This window comes from Devosia sp. P1_H9, from assembly GCF_056405135.1.
The window spans coordinates 374707-400469 of the sequence record NZ_JBFUCQ010000004.1 but is presented as its reverse complement, the minus strand read 5'-3'; the positions used below and the strand labels follow the sequence as shown (position 1 = coordinate 400469).

Annotated in this window: 30 protein-coding genes; 14 read left to right on the top strand and 16 right to left on the bottom strand. The window is 65.1% G+C overall.

Annotated features, from left to right (window positions below; all coding sequences use genetic code 11):
* Positions 1-17: 17 nt before the first annotated feature.
* A complete protein-coding gene (locus AC1DYL_RS10445; protein WP_477173077.1) occupies positions 18-1244 on the bottom strand; it encodes an argininosuccinate synthase in 1227 nt (408 codons plus the stop codon).
* 125 nt (positions 1245-1369) lie between these two features.
* Here AC1DYL_RS10445 and AC1DYL_RS10440 point away from each other — a divergent pair, with 125 nt between their 5' ends.
* The 3 genes from AC1DYL_RS10440 to AC1DYL_RS10430 all read left to right on the top strand — a co-directional run bounded on the left by AC1DYL_RS10440 (position 1370) and on the right by AC1DYL_RS10430 (position 3400).
* Entirely contained in the window at positions 1370-1837 is a 468-nt protein-coding gene (locus AC1DYL_RS10440) for an Lrp/AsnC family transcriptional regulator (RefSeq protein WP_477173076.1), read from the top strand.
* 64 nt (positions 1838-1901) lie between these two features.
* Positions 1902-2549 (top strand): LysE family translocator, encoded by a 648-nt coding sequence (locus AC1DYL_RS10435; RefSeq protein WP_477173075.1) that lies wholly within the window; start codon positions 1902-1904, stop codon positions 2547-2549.
* Positions 2549-3400, top strand: a complete 852-nt coding sequence (locus AC1DYL_RS10430; RefSeq protein ID WP_477173074.1) for a 23S rRNA (adenine(2030)-N(6))-methyltransferase RlmJ — start codon at positions 2549-2551, stop codon at positions 3398-3400. The genes AC1DYL_RS10435 and AC1DYL_RS10430 overlap by 1 nt, the downstream gene beginning before the upstream one ends.
* A 4-nt stretch (positions 3401-3404) precedes the next feature.
* Here the strand turns inward: AC1DYL_RS10430 and AC1DYL_RS10425 are convergent, their stop codons facing one another.
* From AC1DYL_RS10425 to thpR, 6 genes are all read right to left on the bottom strand, one after another.
* Entirely contained in the window at positions 3405-3695 is a 291-nt protein-coding gene (locus AC1DYL_RS10425; RefSeq protein WP_477173073.1) for a hypothetical protein, read from the bottom strand.
* Positions 3696-3740: 45 nt separating this feature from the next.
* The gene (locus AC1DYL_RS10420; RefSeq protein ID WP_477148510.1) at positions 3741-4205 is read right to left on the bottom strand and encodes a GNAT family N-acetyltransferase; all 465 of its coding nucleotides are present in this window, start codon (positions 4203-4205) and stop codon (positions 3741-3743) included.
* Between the two features lie 89 nt (positions 4206-4294).
* Complete coding sequence (gene rlmN, locus AC1DYL_RS10415) at positions 4295-5521, bottom strand: dual-specificity RNA methyltransferase RlmN (RefSeq protein ID WP_477148439.1); 1227 nt, start codon at positions 5519-5521, stop codon at positions 4295-4297.
* A 161-nt stretch (positions 5522-5682) separates the two neighbouring features.
* Positions 5683-6192, bottom strand: a complete 510-nt coding sequence (locus AC1DYL_RS10410; protein WP_477173072.1) for an invasion associated locus B family protein — start codon at positions 6190-6192, stop codon at positions 5683-5685.
* Positions 6193-6286: 94 nt separating this feature from the next.
* Positions 6287-6826 (bottom strand): invasion associated locus B family protein, encoded by a 540-nt coding sequence (locus tag AC1DYL_RS10405; protein WP_477148437.1) that lies wholly within the window; start codon positions 6824-6826, stop codon positions 6287-6289.
* A gap of 191 nt (positions 6827-7017) precedes the next feature.
* The gene (gene thpR, locus AC1DYL_RS10400; RefSeq protein WP_477148436.1) at positions 7018-7557 is read right to left on the bottom strand and encodes an RNA 2',3'-cyclic phosphodiesterase; all 540 of its coding nucleotides are present in this window, start codon (positions 7555-7557) and stop codon (positions 7018-7020) included.
* 284 nt (positions 7558-7841) lie between these two features.
* On the opposite strand from thpR, the gene AC1DYL_RS10395 reads away from it, so the two are divergent.
* Complete coding sequence (locus AC1DYL_RS10395; protein WP_477148435.1) at positions 7842-8615, top strand: Bax inhibitor-1/YccA family protein; 774 nt, start codon at positions 7842-7844, stop codon at positions 8613-8615.
* 86 nt (positions 8616-8701) lie between these two features.
* Entirely contained in the window at positions 8702-9199 is a 498-nt protein-coding gene (locus AC1DYL_RS10390) for an N-acetyltransferase family protein (RefSeq protein ID WP_477173071.1), read from the top strand.
* Here AC1DYL_RS10390 and AC1DYL_RS10385 read toward each other — a convergent pair.
* The 3 genes from AC1DYL_RS10385 to AC1DYL_RS10375 form a co-directional block, all read right to left on the bottom strand.
* A complete protein-coding gene (locus AC1DYL_RS10385) occupies positions 9196-9618 on the bottom strand; it encodes a GNAT family N-acetyltransferase (RefSeq protein ID WP_477173070.1) in 423 nt (140 codons plus the stop codon). The two genes, AC1DYL_RS10390 and AC1DYL_RS10385, sit on opposite strands and share 4 nt — an antisense overlap.
* 38 nt (positions 9619-9656) lie before the next feature.
* A complete protein-coding gene (locus tag AC1DYL_RS10380) occupies positions 9657-10055 on the bottom strand; it encodes a DUF2794 domain-containing protein (RefSeq protein WP_477156057.1) in 399 nt (132 codons plus the stop codon).
* Between the two features lie 370 nt (positions 10056-10425).
* On the bottom strand, positions 10426-11175 hold the full coding sequence (locus AC1DYL_RS10375; RefSeq protein ID WP_477173069.1) for a DUF1223 domain-containing protein: 750 nt from the start codon (positions 11173-11175) through the stop codon (positions 10426-10428).
* Between the two features lie 182 nt (positions 11176-11357).
* Here AC1DYL_RS10375 and AC1DYL_RS10370 point away from each other — a divergent pair, with 182 nt between their 5' ends.
* Entirely contained in the window at positions 11358-12059 is a 702-nt protein-coding gene (locus AC1DYL_RS10370; protein ID WP_477148430.1) for a class I SAM-dependent methyltransferase, read from the top strand.
* Here the strand turns inward: AC1DYL_RS10370 and acnA are convergent.
* Positions 12056-14821, bottom strand: coding sequence for an aconitate hydratase AcnA (gene acnA, locus AC1DYL_RS10365; protein WP_477148429.1), 2766 nt, complete (start codon positions 14819-14821; stop codon positions 12056-12058). The genes AC1DYL_RS10370 and acnA overlap by 4 nt on opposite strands.
* Before the next feature lie 134 nt (positions 14822-14955).
* Between acnA and ccmA the strand changes: the two genes are divergently transcribed.
* From ccmA to AC1DYL_RS10335, 6 genes are all read left to right on the top strand, one after another.
* Positions 14956-15630 carry a heme ABC exporter ATP-binding protein CcmA gene (gene ccmA / locus AC1DYL_RS10360; RefSeq protein ID WP_477173068.1) on the top strand — a complete coding sequence of 225 codons (675 nt, stop codon included), beginning with the start codon at positions 14956-14958 and terminating at the stop codon, positions 15628-15630.
* On the top strand, positions 15627-16280 hold the full coding sequence (ccmB, locus tag AC1DYL_RS10355) for a heme exporter protein CcmB (protein ID WP_477173067.1): 654 nt from the start codon (positions 15627-15629) through the stop codon (positions 16278-16280). Before ccmA ends, ccmB begins: the two co-directional genes overlap by 4 nt.
* Before the next feature lie 10 nt (positions 16281-16290).
* Complete coding sequence (locus AC1DYL_RS10350; protein WP_477173066.1) at positions 16291-17055, top strand: heme ABC transporter permease; 765 nt, start codon at positions 16291-16293, stop codon at positions 17053-17055.
* The gene (gene ccmD, locus AC1DYL_RS10345; protein WP_477148425.1) at positions 17052-17225 is read left to right on the top strand and encodes a heme exporter protein CcmD; all 174 of its coding nucleotides are present in this window, start codon (positions 17052-17054) and stop codon (positions 17223-17225) included. The genes AC1DYL_RS10350 and ccmD overlap by 4 nt, the downstream gene beginning before the upstream one ends.
* On the top strand, positions 17213-17761 hold the full coding sequence (locus AC1DYL_RS10340; RefSeq protein ID WP_477156377.1) for a DsbE family thiol:disulfide interchange protein: 549 nt from the start codon (positions 17213-17215) through the stop codon (positions 17759-17761). The genes ccmD and AC1DYL_RS10340 overlap by 13 nt, the downstream gene beginning before the upstream one ends.
* Positions 17762-17838: 77 nt before the next feature.
* A complete protein-coding gene (locus AC1DYL_RS10335; protein WP_477173065.1) occupies positions 17839-18207 on the top strand; it encodes a hypothetical protein in 369 nt (122 codons plus the stop codon).
* A 68-nt stretch (positions 18208-18275) separates the two neighbouring features.
* Here the strand turns inward: AC1DYL_RS10335 and AC1DYL_RS10330 are convergent, their stop codons facing one another.
* The 5 genes from AC1DYL_RS10330 to AC1DYL_RS10310 form a co-directional block, all read right to left on the bottom strand.
* Positions 18276-18902 (bottom strand): septation protein A, encoded by a 627-nt coding sequence (locus tag AC1DYL_RS10330; RefSeq protein ID WP_477173064.1) that lies wholly within the window; start codon positions 18900-18902, stop codon positions 18276-18278.
* Positions 18899-20368 carry a signal recognition particle-docking protein FtsY gene (gene ftsY, locus AC1DYL_RS10325; protein WP_477173063.1) on the bottom strand — a complete coding sequence of 490 codons (1470 nt, stop codon included), beginning with the start codon at positions 20366-20368 and terminating at the stop codon, positions 18899-18901. The genes AC1DYL_RS10330 and ftsY overlap by 4 nt, the downstream gene beginning before the upstream one ends.
* Positions 20368-21633, bottom strand: coding sequence for a tRNA (N(6)-L-threonylcarbamoyladenosine(37)-C(2))-methylthiotransferase MtaB (gene mtaB / locus AC1DYL_RS10320; RefSeq protein ID WP_477173062.1), 1266 nt, complete (start codon positions 21631-21633; stop codon positions 20368-20370). The genes ftsY and mtaB overlap by 1 nt, the downstream gene beginning before the upstream one ends.
* The gene (gene dapF / locus AC1DYL_RS10315) at positions 21633-22508 is read right to left on the bottom strand and encodes a diaminopimelate epimerase (protein WP_477173061.1); all 876 of its coding nucleotides are present in this window, start codon (positions 22506-22508) and stop codon (positions 21633-21635) included. Before dapF ends, mtaB begins: the two co-directional genes overlap by 1 nt.
* Positions 22509-22606: 98 nt before the next feature.
* A complete protein-coding gene (locus AC1DYL_RS10310) occupies positions 22607-23152 on the bottom strand; it encodes a DUF2087 domain-containing protein (protein WP_477173060.1) in 546 nt (181 codons plus the stop codon).
* Positions 23153-23390: 238 nt separating this feature from the next.
* Between AC1DYL_RS10310 and AC1DYL_RS10305 the strand changes: the two genes are divergently transcribed.
* Positions 23391-23876: a class I SAM-dependent methyltransferase gene (locus tag AC1DYL_RS10305; protein WP_477173059.1), complete on the top strand. Its 486-nt coding sequence runs from the start codon at positions 23391-23393 to the stop codon at positions 23874-23876.
* 258 nt (positions 23877-24134) lie between these two features.
* Positions 24135-25739, top strand: coding sequence for a signal recognition particle protein (ffh, locus tag AC1DYL_RS10300; RefSeq protein ID WP_477173058.1), 1605 nt, complete (start codon positions 24135-24137; stop codon positions 25737-25739).
* The last annotated feature ends 24 nt before the right edge of the window (positions 25740-25763 follow it).

The following is a 25763-nucleotide window of genomic DNA, read 5'->3' as shown; positions in this document are numbered from 1 at the left end:
GCGCCGCGGCCGCCGGGCTACTTCTTGCCGAGGTTGAGCCGGCGTGCGGCGTAGGTCTTGAGGCGCAGGCCGTTGAGGCGGATGAAGCCCTCGGCGTCGTGATGGTCGTAGGCCACGGCGCCTTCCTCGAAGGTCACGAGGTCCATGTTGTAGAGCGAGTAGGGCGAGGACCGCGCGATGACGCTGGCCGAGCCCTTGTAGAGTTTCACGGTGACGTCGCCGGTGACGAACTGCTGGGACTTGTCGATCAGCGCCTGCAGCATCTCGCGCTCGGGCGAGTACCAGAAGCCGTTGTAGATGAGCTCGGCATATTTCGGCATCAGCTCATCCTTGAGATGGGCCTCGCCGCGGTCGAGGGTGATCGACTCGATGCCGCGGTGCGCCACCAGCATGATGGTGCCGCCCGGGGTCTCGTAGAGGCCGCGCGACTTCATGCCGACGAAGCGGTTCTCGACCAGGTCGAGCCGGCCGATGCCGTGCTTGCCGCCGAGTTCATTGAGCTTGGTGAGCAACTCGGCCGGGCTGAGCTTGATGCCATTGACCGAGACCGGGTCGCCCTTCTCGTAACCGATAGTGATGATCTCGGCTTCGTTCGGGGCCTTCTCGGGGTCGAGGGTGCGCTGGGCGACATAGTCGGGTGCTGGCACTGCCGGATCTTCCAGCACCATGCCCTCGGACGAGGTGTGGAGGAGGTTGGCGTCGACCGAGAACGGCGCTTCGCCGCGCTTGTCCTTGGCGATCGGAATCTGGTGCTTTTCGGCGTAGTTGAGCAACGCGGTGCGCGAGCGCAGGTCCCATTCGCGCCAGGGGGCGATGACCTTGAGGTCCGGCTTCAGCGCATTTGCGGTGAGCTCGAAGCGGACCTGGTCGTTGCCCTTGCCGGTGGCGCCATGGGCGATGGCATCGGCGCCGGTTTCCTCGGCGATCTCGACGAGATGGCGGGCGATCACCGGACGGGCGATCGAGGTGCCGAGCAGGTACTGGCCTTCGTAGAGGGCGTTGGCGCGGAACATCGGGAAGACGAAATCGCGCACGAATTCCTCGCGCACGTCGACGATGCGGATGTCCTTGATGCCGAACATCTCGGCCTTCTTGCGGGCCGGCTCCAGTTCCTCGCCCTGGCCGAGGTCGGCGGTGAAGGTGACGATCTCGGCCTGATAGTGCTCCTGCAGCCACTTCAGCATGATCGACGTGTCGAGGCCGCCCGAATAGGACAGGACGATCTTCTTGATGTCTTTGCTCATTTTGTCTCTCGGCATGATTTGGCGGCGACGCTACACCGGCGCGAGCGCAACGTCCTTGCGAAAACGTCACTACTGGCGCAGTTTGTGGCAGATAATGCCAATAGCTGGTGCAGGAGCAGCGCAAAGTGCCAGAAGTGCTTGATGCCATCGACCGCCGGATCCTGAATGCCCTGCAGCGCAACGGCCGGATGTCGAATGTCGAGCTCGCCAACGAGGTGGGGCTGTCGCCTTCGCCCTGCCTGCGCCGGGTGAAGCTGCTCGAGGAATCCGGGGTCATCGACAAGTATGTCGCGGTTCTCAATGGACCGAAAGTGGGCTTGGGGCTGACGGTGTTCGTGCGGGTCTGGTTCAAGACGCAGGATTCGACCGTCACCGAGAAATTCGCCGAGACGGTGCGGCAGTTCCCCGAGGTGGTCGAGTGCTATCTCACCACCGGCGAGTGCGATGCGATCATGCGGGTGGTGACGGCGGACCTCCACGCCTACTGGCGCTTCCAGTCGGATCACCTCGCGCGCATCCCGAGCGTGCAGAGCGTCAAGACCGACGTGCCGATGGAGACGATCAAGCGCAGCCACGAGTTGCCGCTGGGGTGAGGCGGCTGGCCAATCCGACTGCGGCATGCCATTGCTCGGCCGAGTTCTCCCTGCCGAGGTCCCCATGCCCGCTTTCATTCCCGACCTTGCCGTAATCCTCGCCTTCGCGCTTGCGGGCGTGATCCTTGCGATCACTCCCGGCCCGGATATGGCGCTGCAGCTGAGCCGGGCCATCAACTACGGCCGGGCACATGGGTTGGCTTGCGCTGCCGGCGCGATGACCGGGGTGCTGGTGCATACGACACTCGCGGCGCTCGGCATCTCGGTGCTGATCGTTGCGGCGCCGGCGCTGTTCCTGGCGCTGAAGATCGTCGGGGCCGTGTACCTCATCTGGCTCGCCTGGCAGGCGATCGTCCATGGCGGCGGCCTGCGGCTTGCCGCGGCGGCCAAGAAGGCACCGACGCTGCGCCAGAGCTACATGACCGGCGTGGGGATCAACCTGCTCAACCCCAAGGTGGTGCTGTTCTTCGTGACGTTCCTGCCGCAGTTCGTCGATGCGCATGACCCGGCTGCGAGCGGCAAGCTGTTCTTCCTCGGTGCCGAGTTCATCGTCATCTCGATCCCGCTCGCCGTGCTGACCGTCTATGCGGCCGAATGGATCGCCGCGGCGTTCAAGCGCACCAAGTGGGTCGAGAAGGCACTGAACTGGAGTTTTGCGGGCATCTTCACGGCGTTCGCCACGACCATCCTCACGGCGCAGGCGCGCCACTGATGAACTATTCCCACGCCTTCCACGCCGGGAACTTCGCCGATGTGATGAAGCATCTCATCGTTACGCGGCTGGTCGAGTACCTGAAGAAGAAGGACGCGGCGTTTCGGGTGATCGATACGCATGCGGGGATCGGGCAGTACGACCTGACCGGGGCAATTGCCAAGCGCTCGCCGGAATGGATCGACGGTATAGGCAAGGTGCTGAAGGGCGGCCTGCCGCAGAAGGCGCAGGCGCTGGCGGAGCCGTATCTCAAGGTGCTGGCCGAGCTGAACCCGGGCGACAAGCTCGAAACCTATCCGGGTTCGCCGCTGCTGGTGCGCAAACTGTTCCGGCCGCAGGACCGGCTGTCGGCGCTGGAACTGCACCCCGAATATGCGGAGCGGCTGGGCAAGCTCTTCGAGGGTGACGTGCAGGTGCGGGTGATCCATCTCGATGGGTGGCTGTCGCTCAACGCGCATGTGCCGCCCAAGGAGAAGCGCGGGCTGGTGCTGGTCGATCCGCCGTTCGAGGAGCGCGGCGAGTTCGAGCGCATCGTCGACGGGCTGGTGAAGGCGCATGGCAAGTTCGCCACCGGGGTCTACGCGCTGTGGTATCCGCTGAAGGACACGCGGGCGGTGCACGATTTCATCTCGGCGCTGCGCGATACGGGCATTCCGAAGATGATGCGCGCCGAGGTCAGCATCCGGCCGGCATCGAACCCGCCGCGGCTGCACGGTTCGGGCATGATCCTGGTCAACCCGCCGTTCACGCTGGAAGCGGAACTGCGGATCCTGCTGCCGGCGCTGGCGCAGTTGCTGGGCGATCCAGGCGTCGGACGGCACAAGCTCGAGTGGATCCGCGGCGAGGAGTGACGGGCTAATAGTCGACGCTGTCGACCAGAACGAAGCTCGTCAGCTGCGGCGTATGGATCAGGCCGCGCGCTTCGGCCCCTACCCACATCTGCCGGAGCGCTGCCGTCATTCGTTCGGCGGCTTCGCGTGTTGCGAACTCCAGCTCAATCATGACGTGGTTGGGATTGTCGGCATGTCGGCCGACACGATGGCGCAGTACGCCCATCTGGCGGCGCCCTAGCGGATCGCTGTCGAAGCCCTGGCGGCGCCAGGTGTCGTAGTCGGGAACCGAATGCTCGATGTGCAACACATACATTTCGTTCTCCCTGTTATCACCCTCAGTCGTAGCGCAATGGCGGGGCTAGAGCTCGAACTCGTAGTAGATCATTGCATCGCCGGTGCCGCCGATCTTGCGGTAGAGGCCGTTGGCTTCGAGGTTGTCGAGCTCGGTGCCGAGCCAGGCTTCGCGACAGCCCAGCTCGCTGCCCCAGCTGAACATGGCCGACACCAGGCGCGTGGCGATGCCCTGGCGCCGGTGGGTCGAGGCGGTGCCGACCTCGTCAATGTAGAGCTCGGTCGCCTTGTCGGGATGATGGTGGATGACGGCGGCGCACTGGCCGACGACGACGCCGTTGTCGAAGGCGAGGAGCATCAGGTGGCCGGGCTCGAGCAGGTAGGTTTCGAGGCGCTCGGGATGGATGGGCTCGTCGAAGACGTCGGGGGCGATCTCGGTGAAATCGAGTTCGTCGCCGGGGTGCATGCGTTTGATGTCGATGGGCATCGGCTGGACTCCTTGCTGGGAGGCGTCACCGATTGGGGATCGGATCAGACGTGCCGACGGGCACCGCGCCGTGGGTGCCGCGCTCTGAACGCGGCTAGACGATCCTAGACGGGGTTTAGCGGCTCGCCAAGATGTCAGGCGGTGAGCGCGTCGCGCTCTTTCTTGGTCAGCCGCTCGGTCTCACTCTTCAGTTGCCCGCAGGCGGCGAAGATGTCGCGGCCCCGCGGGGTGCGGACGGGGCTGGCGTAGCCGGCATTGTTGACGATGTCGGCGAAGCGCTCGATGCGCGAGGACGACGAGCAGTCGTAGTTGGTGCCGGGCCAGGGGTTGAACGGGATCAGGTTGATCTTGGCCGGGATGCCGGCAAGGAGGCGCACCAGCTCACGGGCGTCGGCGTCGGAATCGTTGATGTCCTTGAGCATCACGTACTCGAAGGTGATGCGGCGGGCGTTCGACAGGCCGGGATAGTCGCGGCAGGCCTGGATCAGCTCTTTCAGCGGATACTTCTTGTTGATCGGCACCAGCATGTCGCGCAACTCGTCGCGCACTGCATGGAGCGAAATGGCCAGCATGACGCCGATCTCGCGGCCGGTGGGCTCGATGAACGGCACGACCCCGGAAGTGGAGAGGGTGATGCGGCGCTTCGACAGCGAGATACCGGCCTCGTCCGAAGCGATCAGCAGGGCCTGCTTGACGTTGTCGTAATTGTAGAGTGGCTCGCCCATGCCCATCATCACCACATTGGTGATGGCGCGGCTGTCGCCTTCGGAGCCGCCCGAACCGCGCGGCGCCGGCACGAGGCCGCCGTCATCGGGGCGGACGCCGCCGGGGAAATCGCCGAGGCGCTCGCGCGCCATCAGGATCTGGCCGAGGATCTCGCCGGCGGTGAGATTGCGCACCAGCTTCTGCGTGCCGGTGTGGCAGAACGAACAGGTGAGGGTGCAGCCGACCTGCGAGGAGACGCAGAGCGTGCCGCGGTCTTCCTCGGGGATGTAGACGGTCTCGACTTCGACAGGCGGCAGCAGAGGATTCTTGGGATCGCGGAAGCGGAACAGCCACTTGCGTGTGCCGTCGATCGAGACCTGCTCGGTGACGATCTCGGGGCGATCGAGCAGGAACGTGTCGGCGAGCTTCTGGCGGAAGCCCTTCTGGATGTTGGTCATCCGGTCGAAGTCGGTGACGCCGTTGTGGTAGATCCAGTTCCACAGCTGGGAGGCACGCATCTTGGCCTCGCGCTCGTCGAGGCCGATGCCCATCAGCGTCTCGCGCAGCTCGGGCTTCATCAGGCCGACGAGCGACGTCCGCCCGGATTTCGGGCGGTCGACGTGGGCATGATGGTCAAGGTCGAGGGCGATGGACATGTGCGGGCGGCGGCTTCCGAGCGTTTCAGGGCGCGGCACATAACATAGTAGCACGGATCGCGCAAAACACGGCGGTGGGAGGCTGGCTTGCACCGAGTGGGTGGTGGCCCCCTCCACCAGCTTCGCTGGTCCCCCCCGCCACGCGGGGGAGGATCAAGGGATTAGCCGGTGCAGTCTTCGATGGCGCGGCTGGCGGAGGTGGCGCCGCTCAGCGAGAAGGTTTCGGTGATCCGGATGCCCTTGTCGCTGGTGCCTTCGATGACGACCGAGGAGCCGGCGCGGAGCGCACCAGCGAGGTTCTCGTTCTCGCTCGGGTTCTGCAGCCAGGCGGCGTCTTTTTCGGTGAACAGCTCGAAGCTCTGGCCGCTGACCGTGGCAGTGGCCGTGGTGTCCGGGGCGAACATGAAGCCGGCAACGAGGTTGAGCTCGTTGCTGACGCTCTCCGAGGGGCGATTGGTAAGGTAGAGCCAGGCCTCGGTGAAATCGTCGGGGCTGGGCGTGACTTCAGTGGGCCGCGACAGTGCGAAGCAGACCGGGCCGGTCGACTCGGTGGCGGTGTAAGCGGTCCAGTCGCGATACTCGCCGAGCAGCTTCACCGACTGCGCCATGGCTGAGCCGGCCAGCAAGGGCACGGTCAGCGTGGCGAGGGCAGCGAGAGCGCGGAGTTTCATGAGCAGGGCCTCAACAGTTCGGCGGTTGGTAGCAGGCAAAGCCTGATGGGTTCAATCGCCGAACGTTCCAGAAGGGCGCGGGGTTTCACGCCGCTCAGCTGCAGGCCTTGTTGATTTCACCCAGGGCGGCGGTGACGCCTGACAGGCTGTAGCTGTCGGACATCTTGTTGCCCTTCTGCGAGGTGCCGTTGACGGTGAGCTTAGTGCCCGCCTTCAGCGCTTCGACGAAGGTCGCTTCGTCCGCCTCGACGGCGAGCCAGGCGGCTTCGCCTTCGGTGACCATGGGGAAGGTCTTGCCGTCGACCGTCGCAGTGACGGTGGCATTGGTGGGGTGGAACGGGTAGCCGACCTGGGTCTGCACTTCGTTCTTGGTGCCCAGGCCCTTGCGGTTGATCACCAGGAAATGGATCGGGCTGCGCCGCACCGGGCTGCCGTTCACTTCCTTGGGGGTCCAGTCATCGGGCGAGGCCGAGATGTAGCACATGGCGCCATTGGCATCGGTACCGGTCCAGGCGGTCCACGCCTTGAAGGTCCCCAGTTGCTTGATTTCCTGCGCTGAGGCCGGCACGGCCGCCAGTGCGAGGCAGAGGCTTCCGGCAACGAGACCTGCCAGCGCCAAACGAGATGATGTCATCGCCCGAACATCCTTGTCCGAAGTTGCGCAACCAGCACCTGGGCATCCTGCCATGGCATGGTTACCAAGGTCTCAAACCGGTCGCGCATTTTGAGTAAGTCGCGACATTAGCGGCAATCTTGTCGGCAATTTGACAGGGCAAATCGCCGAAAATCCTGTTTGGGCCCGCATGGTGAAAGAAGCGTTAACGCTCACGCCGCCAGCGGGTAGCTCTGCTCCACCAGATAGGGCCCGCCGCCGACCGAGTCACGGCTCGAGAACAGGACGAAGCGACCGACCTTGAACTCGAGCGGGGTGAAGCGGCCGGAAAAGGCGATGAAGCTCGCGACTTCCTCGGCGGAGACGCCGCGGAGCCGGGCCAAAGCCACGTGCGGCACGAATTTCCGGCCTTCCGGCGCGAGGCCGCAGCGTTGCAGCACCCGCTCCTGCGCCGCCTGCAAGCGTAAGAGAGCGGCATTGGCGGAGCAGCCGGCGAACAGGGCGCGGGGGGTGTTGCCACCGAACGAACCCAGGTGATCGAGCTTGACCGTGAAGGCCTCGCTGTCGGCCAGGCGGTCGAGCATGTCGGTGACTTCGCTCGCCACATGGTGATCGACGTCGCCGATGAAGCGCAAGGTAATGTGATAGTTCTCGGTGTCGATCCAGCGGGCGCCGAACAGGCCTCCGCGCTTGAGCGAGAGGGCGAGGCCCACCTCTGGAGGGACCTCGATTCCGGTAAAGAGCCTGGGCAATCGACCCTCCCTTTGCCGCTGTGAGCCACGTGATTCGCGCTCATCTACACAAGAAACGTAGCGACGGAGGATGGCTCCCGCAAGACACGCAGCACAGCGTGGTAAAGCGGCTGCGCCGTGAGGCGAAAAGGCTCGGATAAACCGTTGAAGAATTGCGACATTACGGAACGTTAAGGTGGGATCCCGAAGTCTTGTATTCGCCAGGGCGTGCCCTCATATTGTGTGATCGACGGCAGTGGCTCGGAGGAGCGCCCCGTCACGTCGCCAGGAAAAGGAATTTCGTCATGGCTGAATTCGACCGTCCGACTATCGCCGCTCAGCGGGCCGGAACCGCCGCGGCCATCGATGAGGGCCTGCGCAGCTACATGCTGAAGGTCTACAACTACATGGGCATCGGTCTGGTGGTGACCGGCCTTGTTGCCTATTTCGGCAACTCCTTCGCCACTACCACCGACCCGAGCCAGGCTGTGGCGCAGCTGACCAATGGCACGATGCTCACCTCGTGGGGCGCACTGCTCTATACGTCGCCGCTGATGTGGGTGATCGCCTTCGCGCCGCTGGCCTTCGTGCTGGTGCTGAGCTTCGGCATCAACAAGCTGTCCGGCGCGACCGCGCAGCTGCTGTTCTGGGTGTTCGCGGCCGTGATGGGCCTGAGCCTCTCGTCGATCTTCATGGTCTATACCGACGCCTCGATCGCCAAGGTGTTCTTCATCTCGGCGGCAACGTTCGGCGCGATGAGCCTCTACGGCTACACCACCAAGCGTGACCTCACGAGCATCGGCAACTTCCTGATCATGGGCCTGATCGGCCTGATCATCGCCTCGATCGTGAATATCTTCCTTGCTTCGAGCATGCTCGACTTCGCCATCTCGGCGATCGGCGTACTGATCTTCGTGGGCCTGACCGCCTACGACACGCAGAAGATCAAGGAAGGCTACAACGAGGGTTATGGCGCCGAGGTGCTGCACAAGACCGCCGTCATGGGCGCTCTCAGCCTCTACCTCGACTTCATCAACCTGTTCCTGATGCTGCTGCGCCTGTTCGGCAACCGGGAATAATCCCAGCAATCAGCAAGTCTGATTGGAAGTTTGAAGGGCCGCGATCTACTAGAGATCGCGGCCCTTTCGTTTGCAGCGAGCTCTCAATGTCCGACGTCGTCTTCCGCCCGTTCGCCTGGTCAGACATCCCGGCGATCACGGCCATCTACCGGCCCTATGTCGAGGAGACGGTGATCACGTTCGAGACGGAGCCGCCGGGCGAGACCGAGATGGCGGAGCGCTTCGGCAAGCTGAAGGCGCTGGGCCATCCGCTGATCATCGCCGAACGGGACGGCAGGGTGCTCGGATATGCCTATGCCTCGTTCTACCGGCCGCGCGCCGCGTACCGGTTCACCTGCGAGGACTCGATCTACCTAGCGCAGGATGCGGTGGGGCAGGGGATCGGCGGACGGCTGCTCGACGAGCTGATGGCGCAGAGCCGGGCGGCGGGGTTCAAGCAGATGATCGCGGTGATTACCGCTGAGCGGGCGAACTCGGTGCGGCTGCACGAGAAGGCCGGGTTCCGCCATGTCGGGCGCTACGATGCAGTGGGCTACAAGTTCGCCCGCTGGCTGGATATCGTCCACATGCAGAAGGCCCTCTAGAGAGGCTTTTCCATTGGGTAGCACACCATGCCGCGATCGGCCTCGCAGGGGCCGGCTTCGTGCCAGCCTGACGCGAGGTAGAAGCGCCGGGCTGTGCCGGTGCTGGTGAGCTTGCCGCGGGTAGCGCCAGCCTGGCGGATGCGGTCCTCCATGTCGGCCAGGAGGGCCTTGCTGACGCCGGCAAAACGGTGGCCCGGGGCGACGTAGTTGAGCGCAATCTCGTCTGTGCCGTTGAGGCAGCCGACGGCTGCGACCTCGCCGTCATGCTCGGCGACCAGCAACTGGGCGTTCGGGTTGTCGAACATCCGCAGCACCATTTCGGGCGTCTTGTTGCGCAGCCAGCCGGCGAGGATTTCGGGGTCGTTGCGGTGATCGGTGGTGCAGAGGTCGCGGATCGAGGCGGTGAGCACGGCGCTCATGGCCGCTGCATCCGCCGGCTCGGCCGGGCGGACGGTGATCATTTGACGAGGGCGAGTTCCAGGACGCGCAGCACCGTCGACAGGTCGTGGCCGCGCTTCAGGATGCGGCCGTCCTGGCTCAGCACCATGTACTGGCCCTGCTTGAGACGGAGCTTTGGGTTCTTCTCGACCACGTAGAGCGGGCGCTCGGAGGCGCGCTTGTAGATCGAGAACAAGGCGCGGTCGCGCAGGAAGTCGATCGCATAGTCACGCCACTCGCCGTCGACGACCTTGCGGCCATAGAGGTTAAGGATGGTCTGGAGTTCTTTGCGCTCGAAGCTAACCGCCGGAACGAAGCGGTTGTGGTTGGCCGGTTGGGGCTCTGCAGGACCAGGGCTCGCGGCTGCCGCGAAATCGATGAGAAGCCCTGATCCAAGCTGCTCGGGTTCGTCCACCATTCCTCGCCTCGTCACCTCAATGTCATGATCGCGTCATTCGCAACGCTTGGCAAGCCGGTCGGGATGCATCGGCGTTACGCCGTGGTGACGACGTAAGCACCTGCCGCAGTGGTTAACGTAGAATCCCCAATTCGGTCACAATCCCTCCCACTTGGCGCCAGATTGGCCCGGCACCTTATCCATATTGCCTCCAGTGGCCGGCAAGCGGGCTGACCGAGCCCCCAAACCACGATGCTCGTTTGCCGGCCGCCTCTTACATGCACAGTCATTCTCCTCCCGCCTGCGCAAGCTGGCGGGAGTTTTGTTATGGCGGCGAGGCGCCCCGCCCCGGCCCGGGACTAGCTGAAGGCTGACGGGAGGTCGGTGGGGGTCAGCGGGTGAAGCTGGCGGCGCCGAGGATGGGGCCGGGGAGGCCGTCGCGGTCTTCCTGGATGAGGATGACGGCGCCGTTGGAGCGGCCGGTCAACGCTTCGGCGAGCGGCAGCGTCAGCTCGGCGCCGGTCTCGTGGTTCCACATGCCCAGCACCTGGCGGCCGGTGACGATCTGCGAATAGGCGACGTGTTTGCCTTCGTTCTCGCCACGCTCGATGGCGACATCGGCGCGATCGAGGAAGGTGACGAGCCAGATCATGGCGTCGCCATGCGCCGCGTTGGCCGGCACTGAGACCTGCAGCATATCGTCGGCGGCGGCGACGAGCTTGACGTCGAGCGGCAGGGTGGCGCCACCAAGCGCGGTGTTGACCGCGTCACGCTTCGAGCCGACGAGGCCGCCCTTGCCGTTGATTACCAGCTGCGGGGTGAAGATGCGCGAGGAGCCCCAGCTCTCGGCATAGTCGCGCTGGTGCTGCGAGTTCTCCTTGGCGCCGAACGTGTCTTCCCAGCCGATATAGTCCCAGTAGTCGACGTGGTAGGCGAGGGCGACGACATCGGGGCGTTTCGACATCTCGTCGAGCATGGCGTCGGCCTTCGGGCAGGACGAGCAGCCCTGCGAGGTGAACAGCTCGAGCACGGCCTTGGGCGCAAGCTTGATCTCGCCGGCGAGGGCTGGAGCGATCAGGGCAAGCGAAAAGGAGGCGCCGCAAAGTAACTGTCTAAAAAGCATGGCAACGGTTGTAGGCACGCCATTTGTCCCGCGCGAGTCAAATCGGCGCGAGCTTACGTGATGGGGAAAAGTGCCGGAAAGTCCCGGGAACTGGGCGCGCCCAGTTGCGTTTGCAGGGGTGCAAACCCGATCGCAATCCCCGGGACTGGCGAAAGGGTGGCTTAACGACGCTCGCCGGCGAACCCTGCTAGGATGCCCCGATGGACACGATGATCGATACCGCGGCAAAGCTCCACGGAACGATGCGCGAGACCTGGCCCGCCGAACGGCCCATCCCCGCGCTTGCGGGCGAGGCGGAGGTCGGACGGCCCACCGGCGGACTTGCCGAACTGGTCGAGGCGATCGTCGCCAGCCGGACCGAGCCGATCAAGACCATCGTGGAGGTGGGCGGCGAACTGGGCGGCAGCACGCGCTTTTTCCTGAGGCAGTTTCCCGATGCCCAGGTGATCACCATAGATCCGTGGCCGGCGAACTATCGGCATATCAGCAAGAAATGGCCGCAGATCGCCACCCATGCAGAGGCGGACGGGCTTTCCTACTACCGGGTGTTCATGAGCCTCAACTGGGAATGGCGCGACCGGCTGCTGCCACTGCGCGCCACCTCCGGCGAAGGGCTGCCCCAGCTGTTCGCGATGGGGCTCAAGCCCGACCTGATCTACATCGACGGGATGCACACCTTCCATGGATGCTATGACGACCTGACGCTGGCCTTCCACCTGTTCCCGGGCGCGACGATTGCCGGCGACGACTGGGAGTTCAACCCCGGCCTCGAGCACCATCAGTTCATGGGATACCTGCTGCCGGTGCGCCGGGCCGTCACCGAATTCGCCTTTGCCCACGGGCGGCTCGAAGTCCGCACCGCGGGCAATTGCTATTTCATCGAAGCGCCGGCAACTGCCTAGGCAGCGACGAGGTTGCGCAGCACGTAGTGCAGGATCCCGCCGTGCTGGTAGTACTCGAGCTCATTGATCGTATCGATACGGCAGCGGGTCGAGATCTCCTCGACGCGGCCATCGGCGCGGACGATCCTCACCTTGACGGTGGAGCGCGGGGTCAGCGTGGTGAGACCCTCGATCGAGACGGTCTCGGTGCCGTCGAGATGCAGGGTCTGCCAGCTCTCGCCGTCGGCGAACTGCAGCGGCAACACGCCCATGCCGATGAGGTTGGAGCGGTGGATGCGCTCGAAGCTCTGGGCGATGACGGCGCGGACGCCGAGGAGGCGTGTGCCCTTGGCGGCCCAGTCGCGCGACGAGCCGGTGCCGTATTCCTTGCCGGCAAAGATCACCAGCGGAGTATCGGACTTCTGGTAGGCCATGGCGGCGTCGTACATCGCCATGACTTCGCCGGTCGGGCCCTTGGTGAAGCCGCCTTCGACGCCGGGGACCATCTGGTTCTTGATGCGGATGTTGGCGAAGGTGCCGCGCATCATGACTTCGTGGTTGCCGCGGCGGGCGCCGTAGGAGTTGAAGTCCTTGGGCGCCACCTGGCGGTCGACCAGGTACTTGCCGGCCGGGGTGCCGGCCTTGAACGAGCCGGCGGGCGAGATGTGGTCGGTAGTGATCGAGTCGAGGAAGAGGCTGAGAACGCGGGCCTCGTGGATGTCGGTGACCGGCGCCGGTTCCATGGTCAGGCCCTCGAAATACGGGGGGTTCTGCACATAGGTGGAGCTGGAGTTCCAGCGATAGGTCTCGCCGCCGTCGACGGCGATGCCCTGCCAGTTCTCGTCGCCCTTGAACACGTCGGAGTAGCGGCCGAGGAACATCTTGGGGGTGATCACCGTGCGAACGATGTCGGCGATCTCCTGGTTGGTCGGCCAGATGTCCTTGAGATAGACCGGCTGGCCATCCGAACCGGTGCCGAGCGGATCGGTGGTCAGGTTCACATTCATCGAACCGGCGATGGCGTAGGCGACGACCAGCGGCGGGGAGGCCAGGTAGTTGGCGCGCACGTCGGGGTTCACGCGGCCCTCGAAGTTGCGGTTGCCCGAGAGCACTGAGGCCGCGACGAGGTCGTTGGCGTTGATGCACTCGGAGATGGCTTCCGGCAGCGGGCCCGAGTTGCCGATACAGGTGGTGCAGCCATAGCCGACGAGGTTGAAGCCGAGCGCGTCGAGATCGGCCGAAAGGCCGGCAGCGTTGAGATAGTCGGTGACCACCTGCGAGCCGGGGGCGAGCGAGGTCTTGACCCAGGGCTTGCTGGTGAGGCCCTTGGCGCGGGCCTTGCGGGCGACGAGGCCGGCAGCGATCAGCACGTTCGGGTTCGAGGTGTTGGTGCACGAGGTGATGGCGGCGATCACCACATGGCCGTCGTCGATCCCGTAGGAGGCACCCTTCACCGGGAAGGCGGCTTCCTCGGGGATGTCGTCGATGCCGGTGGCGCCTTCATCGACGAAGCGGCTCTCGCCACGCGACTCGGGCAGCGCGGTGCGCTCCTTGCGGCCGCCGGCGAGATCCTTCATCGCCTCGGCGAACTTCGGCGCGGCATCGACCAGCGAGACGCGGTCCTGCGGGCGCTTGGGGCCGGAGAGCGAGGGAACGACGGTCGTGAGGTCGAGCTCAAGCGTATCGGTGAACAGCGGATCGGGCGAGGCCGTGGTGCGGTACATGCCCTGGGCTTCGGAATAGGCCTTCACCAGTGCGACCCGGTCGGCGTCGCGGCCGGAGGTCTCGAGATAGGTGAGGGTGTCCTCGTCGACCGGGAAGAAGCCGCAGGTGGCGCCGTATTCGGGGGCCATGTTGGCGATGGTCGCCTGGTCTTCGAGGCTCAGGTAATCGAGGCCGGGGCCGTAGAACTCGACGAACTTGCCGACCACGCCCTTCTTGCGGAGCATCTCGGTGACGGTGAGGACCAGGTCGGTGGCGGTGATGCCCTCGTTGATCTTGCCGGTCATCTTGAAGCCGACGACTTCGGGGATCAGCATGGTGATGGGCTGGCCGAGCATGGCGGCTTCAGCCTCGATGCCGCCGACGCCCCAGCCGAGCACCGCGAGGCCGTTGACCATGGTGGTGTGGCTGTCGGTGCCGACCAGCGTATCCGGGTAGGCGTAGAGTTCGCCCGAGGTCTCGTCCTGGCGGGTCCAGACGGTCTGGGCCAGGTATTCGAGATTCACCTGGTGGCAGATGCCGGTGCCCGGCGGCACGACGCGGAAGTTGTCGAAGGCTTTCTGCCCCCAGCGCAGGAACTCGTAGCGTTCGCCGTTGCGCTCATATTCGAGATCGACGTTCTGGAGGAAGCTCAGCGGGGTGCCGAAGCTGTCGACCATCACCGAGTGATCGATGACCAGGTCGACGGGAACCAGCGGGTTGATCTTCTGCGGATCGGCGCCGAGCTTGGCGGTGGCATCGCGCATGGCGGCCAGATCGACCACGGCGGGGACGCCGGTGAAATCCTGCATCAGCACGCGGGCCGGGCGGTAGCTGATTTCATGCTCGGAGACGCGGGTGCGGAGCCAATCGGCGACGGCTTCGATATCGGCGCGGGTGACGGTGATGCCATCCTCGAAGCGGAGCAGGTTCTCCAGCACCACCTTCATCGAGTGCGGCAGCTGCGAGACGCCCTTCAGACCATTTTTCTCCGCCAGCGGGATGGAGAAATAACTGTAGGTCTTGTCCCCGACGGTGATCGTGGTTCTGGACTTGAAGCTGTCGAGGGATTTCGAGGTCACGGTATCGCCTTCACGCGCTGGTGTTACAAGGCGCCGCCTGGCTCAACTCGGACCGGAAAAGGCCCGTGGGACCGGGGGCAAAGGTCGTCTGACTGGAAGGATTCCAATCTACGGCTGGCTTATAGAGAAACTACATGACGCTTGCCAGTGGTGACTTGGGTTCATTAGGCATGGCGGCCATGAACCAGTCGCCGCCCGTTTCCGAGGCTTTTGCACCGCAGCTGCGGGTGCGCGGGCTCACCGTCAGGCGGGGCGAGCGGCTGCTGTTCGCCGATCTGGGGTTCGAGGTCGGCCCCGGCGGGGTGCTGCTGCTGCGCGGGCCGAACGGCGTGGGCAAGTCGACATTGCTGATGACCCTGGCCGGGATTGTCAGGCCGGATGCGGGGGCGATCGAGGGGATCGAGCGCACTGCGATGCATCTGCTCAACTATCAGAGCGGATTGAAGTCGCGGCTGACGGTGACGGAGAACCTCAAGTTCTGGCGGGAGATGAATGGGACGACGGGGCTGGGCGTCGGCGATGCGCTGGAGGCTGTGGGGATCGGCGGGCTCGGGGTGCTGGAGGCCGGTCACCTGTCATCGGGGCAGTTGCGGCGGCTGGGGTTGGCACGGCTCTTGGTGACGGAGCGGCCGATCTGGCTGCTGGATGAGCCGAGCGCGGCGCTCGACGCCGAGGGCGAGGCCCTGCTCGGCCGGTTTATCGATGCGCATCGCGCGCGGGGTGGCGTAGCGGTGATCGCCACGCATCATGATCTGGCGTTGGCGGATCCTGCTGCGGTCGAGACGCTGGTGCTCGGGGGTGGCGCATGAGTGCATTCGGGGCGCTGATCGGGCGGGACCTGAAGCTGGCGTTTCGCGCCGGCGGCGAGGCGCTGACGCTGGTGCTGTTCTTCATCATGGTGGCGGTGATCGTGCCCTTCGCCATCGGACCGGACCGGCCGCAGCTCAGCCGGCTGGCGCCGGGGATCGTGTGGATCGCGGCGTTCCTGTCGATGCTGCTCGGGCTCGACCGGCTGTTTCGCGCCGATGATGAGGATGGCTCGCTGACCTTGCTGCGGCACTCAAGCCTGCCGCTCGAAGCGGTGGTTGCCGCAAAAGTGATCGCGCACTGGCTGGTGACGGCGCTGCCGCTGCTGGTGGCGACGCCGGTGCTGGCGCTGCTGCTGTCGATGTCGTGGGCACAGTGGGGGCAGACCGTGCTCGCATTGCTGATCGGCACGCCGGCGCTGGTGAGTTTCGGAGCGCTGGGCGCCGCAGTGACCGTGGGGCTCAGGCGCGGCGGGCTGATAGCACCGGTGCTGATCCTGCCGCTGGCCATTCCGGTGATGATCTTCGGGGTGGGGATGATGGACCCGCTGTCCGGGGGTGGCGCGACATTGTTCCTCATTGCGCTCAGCCTCGTGGTGACGGCCTTCTCGCCATTCGCGGCTGCGCTTGCCTTGCGCGTGGCCGGGGAATAGAGCGAAGTTCATGTCCGTCGATACCGTCAAACAACCCAACTGGTTCAGCCGCCTGGCGCATCCGGGGCAGTTCCTTGTCTGGTCGCGCTACCTGATCTGGCCGCTGGCCATCGCCACCGGGTTGAGCTTTGCCATCGGGCTGTGGTTCGCCTTCTTCAACTCGCCCGAGGACTACCAGATGGGCGACATGGTGCGCGTCATGTACGTGCACGTGCCGAACGCCTGGCTGAGCCAGCTGGTCTATGGGGTGATGGCAGTTTCGGCGCTCGGCACCCTGGTGTGGCGGCACCCGCTGGCTGATGTCGCCAACAAGGCGGCGGCGCCGCTTGGCGCAGTGTTTACGGCGTTGGCGCTCTACACCGGCTCGCTATGGGGCCGGCCGACCTGGGGCACGTTCTGGGAGTGGGACGGGCGGATGACCTCGACCCTGGTGCTGCTGCTGATCTATCTCGGCATCATTGCGCTGTGGCGGGCCTTCGATGACCAGCTGAAGGCCGGGCGGATCATCGCCATCGTGACCTTGGTCGGGGCGCTGAACATCCCGGTGATCAAGTTCTCGGTCGATTGGTGGAACACTCTGCACCAGCCGGCGAGCGTCTTCACTGCTTCTGGGCCCAAGATGCCCGGTTCGATCCTGACGCCGCTGTTGGTGATGATGCTGGCGTTCACGCTGCTGTTCGCGCTGCTGCAGGTGGTGCGGATGCGGACCGAGATCCTGCGCCGCCGGGCCGAGACGCTGAGCCGGCAGGCGGCCTTGCAGGGAGCCGCCAAATGATCGGCGAAGGCGCGCATCTCGAATTCATCGTCTGGGCCTATGCGGGCGTCGCCGTGCTGACGCTGGGGCTCATCGCCTATGTGGCGTGGGACGCACGACGAGTGAAGCAGCGGTTGGCCGATCTCGACAAGGCCGGGATCCGGCGGCGTTCGGCAGGATCGAACACTTGAGGCGCATTCTTCTCGCGGTATTGCCGCTGTTGCTGCTGGTAGGGCTGGTGGCCGTGTTCGCGATGAACATGGACCGCGACCCCAGCCTCGTGCGCTCGGTGCTGATCAACAAGCCGGCGCCGGCGACCACATTGCCGGCCGTCGATGGGCTCGACCGCAACGGCATCATCCCGTCGCTGCTCGAGGGGCAGGTGACGGTGGTGAACGTGTTCGCCAGCTGGTGCATCCCCTGCCGGGACGAACACCCGGTGCTGATGGAACTGCTGAGGCGCACGGGCGTGCGGCTGATCGGCATCAACCAGAAGGATGCGCCGGAGAATGCCCGGGCGTTCCTTGCCGAACTCGGCAACCCCTATGATGCGGTGGGCGCCGACAGGGACGGGCGAGCCTCGATCGATTGGGGTGTCTATGGCGTGCCCGAGACCTTCATCGTCAATGCGGCGGGGATCATCACCTACAAGCACATTGGGCCGATGACACTGGAATCACTGGAGAAGGAAGTGATACCGGCGATCGACAAGGCAAAGGCCGGCTGAGCTTCGGGAACCCCGACCCCGCCATCCTCATTTGTCTCGCGCGGCTCCGAGCGGCGGAGCCATGAGGAGATAGTGCCATGCAAACCAGTGCCAGCCTGCGTTTTGTCGAGCAGGGGATGCGGGTGTTCGATCGCGAGCACCATGAGATCGGCAAGGTCGAATGGGTGCAGTTCGGCGACGATGACCCGGATACACTCGAGGTCGAGGCCAGCGGGCCACGGCGGGACCGCGACGACGTCAACCTGTTCGACGTGATCGCCAAGGCGTTCACCAGCGACAACGTGCCCGACGAACTGCGCGACCGGCTGGTGCACCAGGGTTTCGTGCGGATCGATGCCGACGGGCTGTTCCAGGCGGATCGCTACGTGATGCCCGATCAGATCGACTCAGTGTCGAGCGACGGCATGACGCTCAATGTCACCAAGGACGAGCTGATCAAGCACTAGCTCTGAGCCAGCAACGCCCCCTCCACCACCCTTCGGGTGGTCCGCCTCCCCCGCCAGGCGGGGGTGGATTACGGCAGCGGGTCCATCGGGGGGATGACCTCGATGGGCTCCTTGGGATCGGGCGCGTACTTGGTGAGCAGCGGCAGCTGCAGCATCGAGAACACGATGGTGATGGGCATGACGCCCCAGACCTTGAACGCCACCCAGAAATTGGTGTCGAACATGCGCCAGACCACCTCATTGGCGACAGCGAGGAACAGGAAGAACAGGCCCCAGTTGATGGTGAGCCGGCGCCAGCCTTCGGGCTTCAGCTTGTAGACGTCGCCGAAGACGTATTTCAGCAGCGACTGGCCCCAGATGAGGCCGCCGAGCAGGGTGACGCCGAACAGGGTGTCGACGATGGTCGGCTTCATCTTGATGAAGGTGTCGTCCTTCAACAGCAGCGTGAGCGAGCCGAAGATCAGCACCACGACGCCGGTGACCAGCGGCATGATGGCGACCTTCTTCAGGATCACCCAGCTGAGCACCAGCGACACCACCATGGCGCCCATGAACCAGGCGGTGGCGGTGAAGATGTCGTAGTTGGCGTTGACGAAGAAGAACACCAGCAGCGGGCCGAGTTCGAGCGCGATCTTGACGATCTGCGGGCGGAGCTCGTGCCAGTTCACTTCGGCTGGCTTGCTGTCGTCGGTCATTGTGCAGTCCTCGCGATCGCGGCGGCGAAGTCGCGGGCCGCGAACGCCTCTAGGTTGTCGACGCCTTCGCCGACGCCGATAAAGTGCACGGGCAGGGCGAACTTGCTGGCGATGGCGACAAGGATGCCGCCGCGCGCCGTGCCATCGAGCTTGGTCATGACCAGCCCGGTAACGCCGGCACGTTTGCCGAAGATTTCGACCTGATTAAGGGCGTTCTGGCCGGTCGTGGCGTCGAGGGTGAGGAGCGTGGCGTGCGGCGCCGACGGCTCGACCTTCTTGATGACGCGGATGATCTTTTCGAGCTCGCTCATCAACTCATCGCGGTTCTGCAGGCGCCCGGCAGTGTCGATAATGAGGATGTCGGCGCCCTCGGCCTTGGCGCGTTCCACCGCCTCGTAGGCGAGGCCGGAAGCGTCGGAGCCGGCGGGCTTGGTGACGACGGGGGCGCCGGTGCGCTGGCCCCAGACCTGCAGCTGCTCGATCGCAGCGGCGCGGAAGGTGTCGCCGGCGGCGAGCATCACTTTCTTGCCTTGCGCGCCGTAGAGGCTCGCGAGCTTGCCGATGGTGGTGGTCTTGCCGGTGCCATTCACCCCGACCATCAGGATGACGTAAGGCTTCTGGCCGGCATCGATGTTGAGCGGCTGGGCGACGGGCTCGAGCACATTGACGATCTCGGTGGCCAGCACCTCGCGGACTTCGTCCGACGAGATGTCGCGGTCGAAGCGGTCGCGGCGCAGTGCCTCGGTGACGGTGGTCGCCATGTCGACGCCGAAATCGGACTGGATCAGGATGTCCTCGAGGTCATCGAGCATCGCCTGATCGAGCTTCTTCTTGGTGAAGACGGCGGCGATCGAGCCGGTGAGCTGGTCGGACGACCGCTTCAGGCCGGAGGCGAGACGCTGCAGCCAGCCCTGCTTTTTCGGCGGCTCGGTGGGGGCGACAGGGGTCGGAACCGGCGGGATCGGTGCAGGTTCGAGGGCCTGCTGTTCCTCGATCTCCTCGATATAGGCGGGCGTCGCCTCGGGGGGGCCAGCGGGCGGCTCGGAGGCGAATTCCTCGACCGGTGCTTCGATGGTCAGGCCTTCATCGTGCAGCGCTTCTTCGAGCGCGATTTCCTGATCGGGCGGCAACACGAGCGGCGCGGCTTCTACGATATCGTCGAGGATGATGTCGGCGACGAGTTCGTCTTCGACAGTGGGTTCGGGGTCCGCCGGGAGCTCCGGGGGAGCGGGAGGTGCAGGCGGGGCCACCGGAGCGGGGCCCTCGATGGTCATGCCGGCGTCGTGCATTGCCTCTTCGAGGGCGATTTCCTGGTCAGGCGGCAGGATGAGGGGGGCGGCTTCGACGACCTCGTCGAGGACGATGTCGGCTTCCAGGTCTTCGGCGACCGAGTGCTCGCGGGCCGGCGGCGGGGTGTCGCCGCCGCCGAACAGGCGCTGGAAGAAGCCCTTTTTCTTTTCGGCCATCAGGCAGCGGTCCTCAGTGGTTCGCCGACGAGGTTGCCATCCGCGAAATGGGTAATACGGGCTGTCACAATTTCACCGGCCCGATGACCGGGCAATGAACAGGTAATGAACTGCTCCTGGCGTCCGATCCCGTCCTTTTCGACCAGGATGGACTCGATCTGGCCGATCCGGGAGGCGGCGAGCTTTTCGAACTGGGCTTCGCCGAGGGCGCGGAGGCGTGCGGCGCGCTCCTTGGCCACGCGCTTGTCCACCTGCGGCATGCGCGCCGCCGGCGTGCCGGGGCGGGGCGAATAGGGGAAGGCGTGGATGTAGGTGAGATTGGCCGTTTCGATGAACTCGAGCGAGTTCTCGAACATCTCATCGGTCTCGGTGGGGAAGCCGGCAATGATGTCGGCGCCGAAGACGATGTCAGGACGGAGCGAGCGGAGCTTGTCCACCACGGCAAAGGCATCGTCGCGGAGGTGCCGCCGCTTCATGCGCTTGAGGATCATGTCGTCGCCGGACTGCAGGCTCAAATGCAGATGCGGCATCAGGCGGCGGTCGGACGCTATGGCGTCATAAAAGGCCGGGTCGGCCTCGATCGAGTCGATCGACGAGATGCGCAGCCGCGGCAGGTCGGGGACGTGGCGCAGGATCTGCTGGACCAGCTTGCCGAGCGTCGGGGTGCCCGGCAGGTCGGGGCCGTAGGAGGTGATGTCGACCCCGGTGAGGACAATCTCGCGGTAGCCGTTGCCGACGAGCTTCTTGATCTGCTCGACGACGAGGCCCATCGGCACCGAGCGCGACGGGCCGCGGCCGAACGGGATGATGCAGAAGGTGCAGCGGTGATCGCAGCCGTTCTGGACCTGGACGAAGGCGCGGGTGCGGCCGTCCATGGCCTCGATCAGATGACCGGCGGTCTCCTTGACCGACATGATGTCGTTGACCTGGACCTTGTCGTTGAGGGGCAGGCCGAATGCTATGGGGGCATAGCTTTCCGACTTCAGCTTGTCGGCATTGCCGATGACGAGATCGACTTCGGCCATGTCGCCGAAGGAGCGGGCTTCGGTCTGCGCGGCGCAGCCGGTGACGATGATGCGGCGCTCGGGGTTGTCGCGCTTGGCCTTGCGGATGGCTTGCTTCGCCTGCCGGACGGCTTCGGCGGTAACGGCGCAGGTGTTGATGATGATGGTGTTGTCGAGCCCGGCCTTTTCGGCTTCGGCCTTCATCACTTCGCCTTCATAGGCGTTGAGGCGACAGCCAAAGGTCAGCGTTTCGATGGACATCAGGCGTCCACCTGGTCCCGGGTCCAGGTGCCGGTGAAGGGCTCGAAGGTGCCGGAGAACTCGAACTCGGCCGGGCCGGTGAGCAGCACATGGTCGTCGGCGCGCCACTCGATGACGAGATCGCCGCCGGGGAGGGTCACAGTGGCCTTGCGGCCGGTGCGATGGGTGCGGGCGCCATTGACCAGGGCGGCGCAGGCGGCCGTGCCGCAGGCGCGGGTGAGACCGGCGCCACGTTCCCAGGTGCGAAGGATGATGTGATCAGGGGCGACGACCTGGGCGATCGAGATATTGGCGCGCTCGGGGAAGATCGGGTGGTTCTCGAGCAGCGGGCCGAAGCGATCGAGCGCGTAGCTCCAGACGTCGTCCTCGACCCAGAAAGTGGCGTGCGGGTTGCCCATCGAGGCGACCGACGGGGTGTGCAGCACCGGCGCGTCGATCGGCCCGATCTGCAGCTCGATGCCGGTGGTGTCGTAGAACTCCTCGGCGAGCGGGATCTCTTCCCAGCCGAAACGGGGCTTGCCCATGTCGACGGTGATCAGGCCATCTGGATGCTCGTCGCCGGTCAAAATGCCGGCGAGGGTTTCAAAGACGAAGTGCTTCTGGCCGGTCTCGGCCGAGAGCGCCTGAACGACGCAGCGCATGCCGTTGCCGCAGGCCTGGGCGAGCGAGCCATCGGAGTTGATGATCTCGATATAATGGGCAGTGCCCTGGGTGCGCGGATCATGGATGGCCATGATCTGGTCGTAGCGGGTGGCCGGGTTGGCATTGATGGCTACGGCGGCGGCTGGGGTAACGCGATCGGCACGACCACGCATGTCGGCGACGATGATCTCGTTGCCGAGCCCGTTCATCTTGAGGAATGGGGCCGTGGACATGTGCGTGACCTGCTGGGTCTCAGTTGTGGGTGTATATGGCGGAAGTGACGCCAAATTGCCAGTGGCGGGCGCAACGCTGCGTCCCGCCACTGGGCCGGCTACACCGGGGCGCGGGCGGCGAGGTGGGCGAGGAGCGGTTTGAGCTCGGGCGGCGGGGCTTGCTCGATGCGGCGGTAGTCGCGGCCGTCGATGGTGCGGTCGACGAGCTTGGCTTCGTACATGGCGCGGCGGAGCAGCGCGTGGTCGCCGAACTCGTGCCAATCGCGCAAGAGGTCGCTGATCTCGCGTTCGGTGTAGCTGGTATCGGGCGGCAGGCGCGACCACAGCACCCAGAGGCAGAGCAGCTGCAGATTGAAGCGGGCCGGCCAGCTTTGCAGCACGCCGCCATCGTCGAAATAGCGCGCCGCCTTCTCGACTTGGGTGAGGTCGGCACGGGGTGCGGCTTCGGCGGCTGTGGCCAGCCGGCCGGCGGTGCCGGCATCGGCGCGCAGGTGCTGGTAGTTCGCGAAGCCCGCGGCTTTCGCCAACAGGTTCAGCAGTTCGACATGGGTTGGGATGCCCTCGTGTTGTGAGAGGCTCTGGCGGAGCGTCTTGGCGAAGGGCGACAGGTCGTCCACCCGCAGGGGGACAGCAGTTCTGGACATCAACTCATCCTCGTAGTGCCAATCCCCCGGAGGAGATGTCGTGGCCGCCGGCTTGCGAGTTGGCACGGGGATAAGTGCTGGGCTCGGATATGAGGCAGGTTTAGCTCCCAGGATGGGGCGGCGACGCCTGGGTGAACTGCAGACCCGGCCAAGATGTAGCGCTGCTGGGGAAAGCGGGCAACGGCCATGTTCAGGTCACGTTCGGCCGGGTTATTTCGTTGCGAAAGGGGAGTCGTGCTTGGCGGAGATCGCGAAACGTCATCGCTGGGCGGTGGAATTGCTGGCGCCGAGGCGCGGCGAAAGCGTGCTGGAAATCGGTTGCGGACACGGGATCGCGACCGGGCTGGTGCTGGCGGCGGGCGCGGATGTGGTGGCGGTCGACCGCTCGGGCAAGATGGTCGAGGCCTGCGTCAAGCGGAACGCTGGCCTGGGGCGGCTGACGGCGTTCGAAAGCGAGTTCGAGACGCTGGACCTCGGCACATTCGATGCGGCATTCGCGGTGAACGTCGATTTTCCCCGGCATGCCGACCTTGGCTGGGCGCCCGCGTTCCGCAAAGTGCTGAAGGCAGGTGGGCGGATCGTGCTCGTGCTGGAGGCGCCGGCTATCCGCACTGCGGAGCGATTTGCCATGCAGGCTGCAGCGAGCCTCGTTGGCATGGGGTTCGAGGTCGATACTCTGCTCGTCGAGGGGATCGTTGCCGTGCAGGGGCGGCGGATCGCTTGAAGGCAGTGCGCCTCTTCCTTGACTCCGCCCCATTTCCTCTCTATCGACCGCGACAATTCATCAGGTTCGAACGCCTGACTGCCGACCGGGACCCGCAAAGGTATAAAGAGATCCCGGAGGCTAACACCCGACAGCGCGATGCGCCCTCGGGTGGGTTTGGCGTTTGCGCCGATGGCGCCGTCCTCGGATGGCGGGATCGACCAAGACTACCTATCTCCGGGTCCGAGGCATCCATGCTGCGGAACCAAAGGAACAAAAATGTTCGAAAGCCTTAGCGACCGGCTTGGGAAAATCTTCGAGGGCCTCAGGGGCCGCGGCGCCCTCAACGAGAGCGACGTGGATGCGGCGCTGCGCGAAGTGCGCCGGGCGCTGCTCGAGGCCGACGTGTCGCTGGAAGTGGTGCGGGCGTTCGTCGAGCAGGTGCGCGAGCGCGCCGTTGGCGCGGAGGTTACCCGCTCGGTGACGCCGGGCCAGCAGGTGGTCAAGATCGTCCACGACGAGCTGGTCAAGGTGCTCGGCGAAACGCAGGTGCCGATCGACTTCAACACCACGCCGCCGATGACCATGCTGATGGTGGGCCTGCAGGGCGCGGGCAAGACCACGCTTTCGGCCAAGCTGGCGAAGCGGATGAAGGAGCGTCAGGGCAAGAAGGTCCTGATGGCCTCGCTCGACGATCGCCGCCCGGCGGCGAAGGAGCAGCTCAGGGTGCTCGGCGAGCAGATCGGCGTCGATACGCTGCCGATCCAGCAGAACGAAAAGCCCGTCGATATCGCCAGGCGCGCGCAGCGCGAGGGCAAGCTCGGCGGCTATGACGTGCTGATCCTCGATACGGCGGGTCGCACGCATATCGACGAAGAGCTGATGGAAGAGACGGCGGCGGTGAAGGCCGCTACCGATCCGCACGAAATCCTGCTGGTGGCCGACTCGCTGACCGGCCAGGATGCGGTGAACCTGGCACGTTCGTTCGATGCGCGGGTGGATATCACCGGTATCGTTTTGACGCGTGTCGACGGCGATGGCCGTGGCGGCGCCGCGCTTTCGATGCGGGCGGCGACCGGCAAGCCGATCAAGCTGCTCGGTACCGGCGAAAAGATGGATGCGCTCGAGGATTTCCATCCCTCGCGCATCGCCGACCGTATCCTTGGCATGGGCGACATCGTCAGCCTGGTCGAGAAGGCTGCGCAGAACGTCACTGCCGAAGACGCGCAGAAGATGGCGAAGAAGCTCAAGAAGGGCGTCTTCGACCTCGAGGATCTGCGCGGCCAACTGCTGCAGATGAAGAAGATGGGCGGCATGGGTTCGCTCATGAACATGATGCCGGGCATGGGCCAGATGAAGAAGGCGATGGCCGGCGCCAATATCGACGAGAAGGTGTTCGACCGGCAGATCGCCGTCATCAACTCGATGACCAAGGCGGAGCGGGCGAACCCGGACCTGTTGAACGCAAAGCGGCGCATCCGCATCGCGGCGGGCTCTGGCACCAAGGTCGAAGACGTCAACAAGCTGATGAAGCAGCACCGCCAGATGGCGGACATGATGAAGAAGGTGTCGAAGGGTGGCATGGGGTCGCTCGCTGGCATGTTCGGCGGCAAGATGGGCGGGATGATGCCGGGGCTCGGCAACATGCCGGACCCGTCGTCGATGGACCCCAAGGAACTCGAGGCGCTGGCGCGTCGCATGGGCATCGACCCGGCGGCCATTCCGCAGCAGGCGGCTCCGCCGAAGCAACTCACCGAAAACAAGCTGCCGACCGATGTCGGCCAGCTGCTCAAATCCGGCTCGGGACTTCCCGGGCTTGGCGGCGCGCCGCGCTTCCCTGGCCTTCCGGGCCTCGGTGGCGGCTTCGTGCCGAAGAAAAAGTAACAGACGAAATCAACTCAAAGGACT

Excerpts from the sequence above, each read along its gene's own strand:
- AC1DYL_RS10445 (WP_477173077.1), bottom strand. The coding sequence starts at position 1,244 with ATGAGCAAAGACATCAAGAAGATCGTCCTGTCCTATTCGGGCGGCCTC.
- AC1DYL_RS10435 (WP_477173075.1), top strand. The coding sequence starts at position 1,902 with ATGCCCGCTTTCATTCCCGACCTTGCCGTAATCCTCGCCTTCGCGCTT.
- AC1DYL_RS10430 (WP_477173074.1), top strand. The coding sequence starts at position 2,549 with ATGAACTATTCCCACGCCTTCCACGCCGGGAACTTCGCCGATGTGATG.
- AC1DYL_RS10425 (WP_477173073.1), bottom strand. The coding sequence starts at position 3,695 with ATGTATGTGTTGCACATCGAGCATTCGGTTCCCGACTACGACACCTGG.
- rlmN (WP_477148439.1), bottom strand. The coding sequence starts at position 5,521 with ATGTCCATCGCCCTCGACCTTGACCATCATGCCCACGTCGACCGCCCG.
- AC1DYL_RS10410 (WP_477173072.1), bottom strand. The coding sequence starts at position 6,192 with ATGAAACTCCGCGCTCTCGCTGCCCTCGCCACGCTGACCGTGCCCTTG.
- AC1DYL_RS10405 (WP_477148437.1), bottom strand. The coding sequence starts at position 6,826 with ATGACATCATCTCGTTTGGCGCTGGCAGGTCTCGTTGCCGGAAGCCTC.
- AC1DYL_RS10395 (WP_477148435.1), top strand. The coding sequence starts at position 7,842 with ATGGCTGAATTCGACCGTCCGACTATCGCCGCTCAGCGGGCCGGAACC.
- AC1DYL_RS10390 (WP_477173071.1), top strand. The coding sequence starts at position 8,702 with ATGTCCGACGTCGTCTTCCGCCCGTTCGCCTGGTCAGACATCCCGGCG.
- AC1DYL_RS10385 (WP_477173070.1), bottom strand. The coding sequence starts at position 9,618 with ATGAGCGCCGTGCTCACCGCCTCGATCCGCGACCTCTGCACCACCGAT.
- AC1DYL_RS10380 (WP_477156057.1), bottom strand. The coding sequence starts at position 10,055 with ATGGTGGACGAACCCGAGCAGCTTGGATCAGGGCTTCTCATCGATTTC.
- AC1DYL_RS10370 (WP_477148430.1), top strand. The coding sequence starts at position 11,358 with ATGGACACGATGATCGATACCGCGGCAAAGCTCCACGGAACGATGCGC.
- ccmA (WP_477173068.1), top strand. The coding sequence starts at position 14,956 with ATGACGCTTGCCAGTGGTGACTTGGGTTCATTAGGCATGGCGGCCATG.
- ccmB (WP_477173067.1), top strand. The coding sequence starts at position 15,627 with ATGAGTGCATTCGGGGCGCTGATCGGGCGGGACCTGAAGCTGGCGTTT.
- AC1DYL_RS10350 (WP_477173066.1), top strand. The coding sequence starts at position 16,291 with ATGTCCGTCGATACCGTCAAACAACCCAACTGGTTCAGCCGCCTGGCG.
- ccmD (WP_477148425.1), top strand. The coding sequence starts at position 17,052 with ATGATCGGCGAAGGCGCGCATCTCGAATTCATCGTCTGGGCCTATGCG.
- AC1DYL_RS10335 (WP_477173065.1), top strand. The coding sequence starts at position 17,839 with ATGCAAACCAGTGCCAGCCTGCGTTTTGTCGAGCAGGGGATGCGGGTG.
- AC1DYL_RS10330 (WP_477173064.1), bottom strand. The coding sequence starts at position 18,902 with ATGACCGACGACAGCAAGCCAGCCGAAGTGAACTGGCACGAGCTCCGC.
- ftsY (WP_477173063.1), bottom strand. The coding sequence starts at position 20,368 with ATGGCCGAAAAGAAAAAGGGCTTCTTCCAGCGCCTGTTCGGCGGCGGC.
- mtaB (WP_477173062.1), bottom strand. The coding sequence starts at position 21,633 with ATGTCCATCGAAACGCTGACCTTTGGCTGTCGCCTCAACGCCTATGAA.
- dapF (WP_477173061.1), bottom strand. The coding sequence starts at position 22,508 with ATGTCCACGGCCCCATTCCTCAAGATGAACGGGCTCGGCAACGAGATC.
- AC1DYL_RS10310 (WP_477173060.1), bottom strand. The coding sequence starts at position 23,152 with ATGTCCAGAACTGCTGTCCCCCTGCGGGTGGACGACCTGTCGCCCTTC.
- ffh (WP_477173058.1), top strand. The coding sequence starts at position 24,135 with ATGTTCGAAAGCCTTAGCGACCGGCTTGGGAAAATCTTCGAGGGCCTC.